This window comes from Stenotrophomonas sp. SMYL89, assembly GCF_036319985.1.
Classification (GTDB): domain Bacteria; phylum Pseudomonadota; class Gammaproteobacteria; order Xanthomonadales; family Xanthomonadaceae; genus Stenotrophomonas; species Stenotrophomonas maltophilia_Q.
Window position 1 is genome coordinate 1 of record NZ_JAWIRW010000036.1, and the last position, 4,696, is coordinate 4,696.

General features: G+C 67.7%; 5 protein-coding genes. 2 read left to right on the plus strand and 3 right to left on the minus strand.

Going from position 1 to position 4,696, the window contains the following annotated elements:
• Positions 1-251: 251 nt before the first annotated feature.
• Positions 252-1,046 (minus strand): MetQ/NlpA family ABC transporter substrate-binding protein, encoded by a 795-nt coding sequence (locus tag V3B41_RS20365; protein ID WP_049429097.1) that lies wholly within the window; start codon positions 1,044-1,046, stop codon positions 252-254.
• A 26-nt stretch (positions 1,047-1,072) separates the two neighbouring features.
• Complete coding sequence (locus tag V3B41_RS20370) at positions 1,073-2,044, minus strand: YafY family protein (protein ID WP_005411144.1); 972 nt, start codon at positions 2,042-2,044, stop codon at positions 1,073-1,075.
• A gap of 81 nt (positions 2,045-2,125) precedes the next feature.
• On the opposite strand from V3B41_RS20370, the gene V3B41_RS20375 reads away from it, so the two are divergent.
• The gene (locus V3B41_RS20375; RefSeq protein ID WP_049429096.1) at positions 2,126-2,728 is read left to right on the plus strand and encodes a hypothetical protein; all 603 of its coding nucleotides are present in this window, start codon (positions 2,126-2,128) and stop codon (positions 2,726-2,728) included.
• 106 nt (positions 2,729-2,834) lie between these two features.
• A complete protein-coding gene (locus tag V3B41_RS20380; protein ID WP_005411146.1) occupies positions 2,835-3,611 on the plus strand; it encodes a DUF481 domain-containing protein in 777 nt (258 codons plus the stop codon).
• Between the two features lie 73 nt (positions 3,612-3,684).
• On the opposite strand, the gene hemC is transcribed toward V3B41_RS20380, so the two are convergent.
• Positions 3,685-4,596: a hydroxymethylbilane synthase gene (hemC, locus tag V3B41_RS20385; protein ID WP_329861819.1), complete on the minus strand. Its 912-nt coding sequence runs from the start codon at positions 4,594-4,596 to the stop codon at positions 3,685-3,687.
• Positions 4,597-4,696 lie beyond the last annotated feature (100 nt).

Sequence of the window (4,696 nt, forward strand, 5' to 3'; positions counted from 1 at the left end):
CGACGTTAAGGTGCGGGATGGGGATCGCTCGGCTCGTCTGTCGGCTGGTACCCGCAGATATCATGTTGACGGTCCCTCCACCCTGGCTCCTACATACCTCGTAGGAGCCGGGAGGAACATACAAGCCATGCTCGGCTGCCGTTGGTGGGGCGCCGCAAAAAAGCAGAGCCGAGCGTGGGCTCGGCTCTACAGGGAAGGCAGTGTCGACCAAGGTCGACACCCAACATTTCAAATCAACAGGTCAGCCGCAATCAGAACGCCGGCAGCACCGCGCCCTTGTACTTGGTCTCGATGAAAGCCTTCACCTGCGGGCTGGTCAGGGCCTTGGCCAGCTTCTGCACGCGGGCGTCGTCCTTGTTGTCCGGCCGCGCGACCAGGAAGTTCACGTACGGCGAATCCTTGCTCTCGATCGCCAGTGCGTCCTGGGTCGGGTTGAGGCCGGCGTCCAGCGCGTAGTTGGTGTTTATCAGGGCCAGGTCGACCTGGTCCAGCACGCGCGGCAGCATCGCCGAGTCCAGCTCGCGGAACTTCAGGTTCTTCGGGTTGGCGATGATGTCGCGCTGGGTCGACAGGGCGTTGGTCGGGTCCTTCAGCGCGATCACGCCGGCCTTGTGCAGCAGGATCAGCGCGCGGCTGTTGTTGCTCGGGTCGTTCGGGATCACTACGTCGGCGCCTTCGCGCAGCTCGGCCAGCGACTTGATCTTGCGTGAGTACGCACCGAACGGTTCGATGTGCACGCCGATCACCTTCACCAGGTCGGTCTTGCGGTCGCGGTTGTAGGCATCCAGGTACGGTTCGGTCTGGAAGTAGTTGGCGTCCACCTGCTTCTGCACCAGCTGGTCGTTGGGCTGCACGTAGTCGTTGAACACGCGCACGTCCAGGTCCACGCCTTCCTGCTTGAGGATCGGCTTGACCACCTCGAGGATCTCGGCGTGCGGCACGGCCGTGGCAGCCACCACCAGCTTCTGCGAGGGTTCGCCGGACTTGCCACAGGCGGTCAGGGCCAGCGCAGCGGCAAGCAGGGGCAGCAACAGGGTCTTCTTCATGGGCGGAGGGGTTCTCGGGGGGAGTGTCAGGATTTTTCGTAGTTGCTCAGGGCCAGCTCGAGCAGCGCCTTGGCCTGCTCGCGCAGCATCACCGGCTCGACGATCTCGGCATCCGAGCCGTAGTGCAGCACGTCCATCAGCAGCTCGCGGGAGACGCTGTACGGCACCTTCAGTTCATAGCGGCCATCGGCCAGGAAGCGGCCCTGCTGCTTGGAGTGCCAGTGCTCGTCGGCCACCCAGCGCGCGGCCTTGGCACTGAACAGGATGGTCGCCCAGCCCTTCGGTGCGCCGGAGAAGATGCCGTAGCTGGCACCCAGCTGCTCGTCCAGCTCGCTGTCGGCCACGTCGCGGGCAGTACTGTCGACCACCCGCGCCTTGTGGATGCGGTCCACGGCGAAGCTGCGCAGGGCTTCGCGGTCATGGTCCCAGGCATCCAGGTACCAGTTGTCGCGGTAATGGGTCAGGCGCTGCGGCGAGACGGTGCGCTTGGTCGGCTCGTCGGTGGAACGGGCACGGTACTCGAACGCCAGCTGGCGGCGCTCCAGCACCGCCGAGGCCACGCTGCGGAAGCTGCCTTCATCGAACTTGCGTCCGCGGTGCGGGATTACCCGCACACGGTCCACCGGCCAGTTGGAGACACCGGCCTGGGCTGCCAGCAGGCTCTCGATACGCTGCTGCAGCGGCGCCAGCACCGAGGACAGCACGCCGCCGCCGGTCCGCGCCAGCAGGTGCTGCGAGGCCAGCAGGGCATGCAGCTCCTCCGAGCTGAGCCACAGGCCGGGCAGCTCGAAGCGGTCGCTCTCGTCGGCCTGGTAGCGGAAGCCGGCCTCGCCGTCGCCCTCGATCGGTGCCATCAGCGCATCGCGGAGGAAGGCCAGGTCGCGGTAGACGGTGGCACGGGAACAACCGAGCTTGTCCTGCAGGGTCGCCACCGTCACCGGATAGCGCGCGGACTTGAGCAGACGATGCAGGGCGGTGATGCGTTCGTATCGGTCCATACCCCCGATTATGTCCGAGTCGCGGGTCTTGTGTGGGACGTTTGGGCTATCGTGGTCGCCCCCACCCCCATGGAACGCCCGATGCGCCGGTTGCCCGCCCTGTCCCTGCTGGCCTGCCTGCTGCTGGCTGCCTGCGATCGCGCGCCGGCGCCGGCCAGCACCGGAGCCCCCGTGCCCGCAGCAGATCCGGCGCAGGCCGTACTGGGCGCCAGCCAGCGCTTTGCGGCCCTGAATAGTTTCCATGCCGAGCTGGAGGTGCTGGGCGCACCGCAGCCGGTACGCAGCGCCATGGACTTCGTCGCCCCCGACCGCTTCCGGGTGCAGACCCCGGGCGGGCCGCAGACGATCATTGGCGACACCATGTTCCTGCAGGCCGACGGCGCGATCCGCCAGGTTCCCACCCCGCCGGGCCTGCTGGAGCAGTGGCGCAATCCATTGCCGGCCGACGCCCTGCCTGCCGACCTGCAGGCCGAGGATCTGGGCAGCCAATCGCTGGATGGGATCCAGACCCGTCACTACCGCCTGCGCGGCGCGCAGCCCGGCGAACGCCTGGAGTACTGGGTGGACGCCCAGGGCCTGCCGAGGCAGATCGTGCGCAGCGGCGACAGCAATGGCCGCAGTTTCCAGCTGCGCCTGCGCTATTCGCGCTTCAACGACCCGGCATTGCGTATCGATCTGCCCTGAATGGGCGTTCGCGGCAACGTCTGCTGAAGCGCGCCTTGGATCGATTCGGACCGCCATCACGCTTCCAGTATCATCACCGGCTGTCAACCGCTTCGGAGAAGCCCCGATGTCCCTGCGCGTGTCCCTGCTGATCCCCCTGCTGCTGTGCGCGCCGCTCGCGTATGCACAGGATGCCTCCGAACTGGCGGCGATGTCTTCGCCGTGGAGCGGCAGTGGCGGCGAGCTCGGCTTCGCCTCGGCACGCGGCAACAGCAGCACCGAGAGCTTCAACGGCCGCCTGCGCCTGCGCTACACCGACGGCGACTGGGTGCACAGCATGGACCTGGCCGGCCTGCGTTCCAGCTCCAAGGTGACCGAGACCCGCGACGACGGCACCACCACCCGCCGCAACAACACCACCGCCAACCGCTACACCGGCAGTGCCGGCAGCGCGCTGCAGCTGGGCGAGCACCGCCAGCTGACCGCGACGGTACGTACCGAGCGCGACGATTTCGCCACCTACGACCGCCAGAGCTCGTTCGGCCTGGGTTACGGCACCCGCCTGTGGAACACCGAGCGCTTCTCGTTCGACGCGCAGATCGGCCCCGGTGTGCGCCGCACCCACAGCACCGAGGACGACCGCACCCGCACCGGCATGATCGGCCGCGGCCTGTTCGACATGAAGTACTCGCTGACCGACAACACCGACCTGGTCAACACCCTGCTGGTCGAATCCGGTTCGTACAACACCTTCGGCCAGAACGACTTCGGCGTGTCGGTGAGCATGAACGAGCATCTGGCGCTGAAGGCCGGCTGGCAGGCGCGTTACAACAGTGACGTGGCCGAGGACAAGCGCAAGACCGATACGCTGACCACGATGAACGTGGTCTACAAGTTCAAGTAAGCAGAACGGGCGCCAAGGCGCCCGTTTCTCTTTCCCGGTAGGCGCCCACCTTGGTGGGCACGATCCAGCGACCTCAGACGTTCAACAGCTCGCCGGCGCCATCGTCCAGCAGCAGCTTCGCCACGCGCTGGCCCAGGCCTTCCGGGTCGCTGGCCGGACCCACGGCCTCGGCGCGCACCGCACGGCCGTCACTGGCGCTGCCGACCAGGCCCTGCAGGTGCAGGTCATCCCCCTGCCACTGCGCGATGGCCGCCACCGGCACGTGGCAACTGCCATGCAACGCACGATTCATCGCCCGCTCGGCTTCCACGCAGGCACGCGTAGCCGCATCGTCCAGGCCGGCGAACAGCGCCATCAGGCGCGCATTGCCTCCATCACACTCCACCGCCACCGCGCCCTGCGCCGGGGCCGGCAGCCACTGCGGCGGCTGCAGGCGCGCGACGATGCGTTCGCCCAGGCCCAGCCGTTCCAGCCCGGCCACCGCCAACACGATGGCGTCGTAGCCACCGTTGTCGAGCTTGGCCAGGCGGGTGTTGACGTTGCCGCGCAGGTCCAGCAGTTCCAGGTCCGGTCGCAGCGCGCGCAGCTGGGCCTGGCGGCGCAGTGACGACGTGCCGACCCGCGCACCGATCGGCAACGCGTCCAGCGAGGCATACAGGTTGGAAACAAAGCCATCGGCCGGATCGTGGCGGGTCAGCATCGCCGGCAGCGCGAATGGCGCGTCCAGTTCCATCGGCACGTCCTTCAACGAGTGCACCGCGCAGTCGGCCTCGCCACGCAGCATGGCCAGCTCCAGTTCCTTCAGGAACAGGCCCTTGCCACCGATGGCGGCCAGCGAGCGGTCGAGCACTTCGTCACCGCGGGTGCTCATCGGCACCAGTTCCACATGCAGGCCGGGGTGGGCCTGGCGCAGGCGGTCGGCGACGTGTTCGCTCTGCCAGAGGGCGAGCGGGCTCTTGCGGGTGGCGATGCGGACGGTTTCCATCCGGTCATTATCGCGCCTTCGGCGCGGATACGGCCAACGGCGGAGCCCCTCGTGGCTGGCGCGAACGGCTGGTTCATTGCGCTAGGCCGGGGGGGGGGGG

What these genes read in the sequence shown, in the direction of transcription:
- V3B41_RS20370 (WP_005411144.1), bottom strand. Translation starts at nt 2,044, where the DNA reads ATGGACCGATACGAACGCATCACCGCCCTGCATCGTCTGCTCAAGTCC.
- V3B41_RS20365 (WP_049429097.1), bottom strand. Translation starts at nt 1,046, where the DNA reads ATGAAGAAGACCCTGTTGCTGCCCCTGCTTGCCGCTGCGCTGGCCCTG.
- hemC (WP_329861819.1), bottom strand. Translation starts at nt 4,596, where the DNA reads ATGGAAACCGTCCGCATCGCCACCCGCAAGAGCCCGCTCGCCCTCTGG.
- V3B41_RS20380 (WP_005411146.1), top strand. Translation starts at nt 2,835, where the DNA reads ATGTCCCTGCGCGTGTCCCTGCTGATCCCCCTGCTGCTGTGCGCGCCG.
- V3B41_RS20375 (WP_049429096.1), top strand. Translation starts at nt 2,126, where the DNA reads ATGCGCCGGTTGCCCGCCCTGTCCCTGCTGGCCTGCCTGCTGCTGGCT.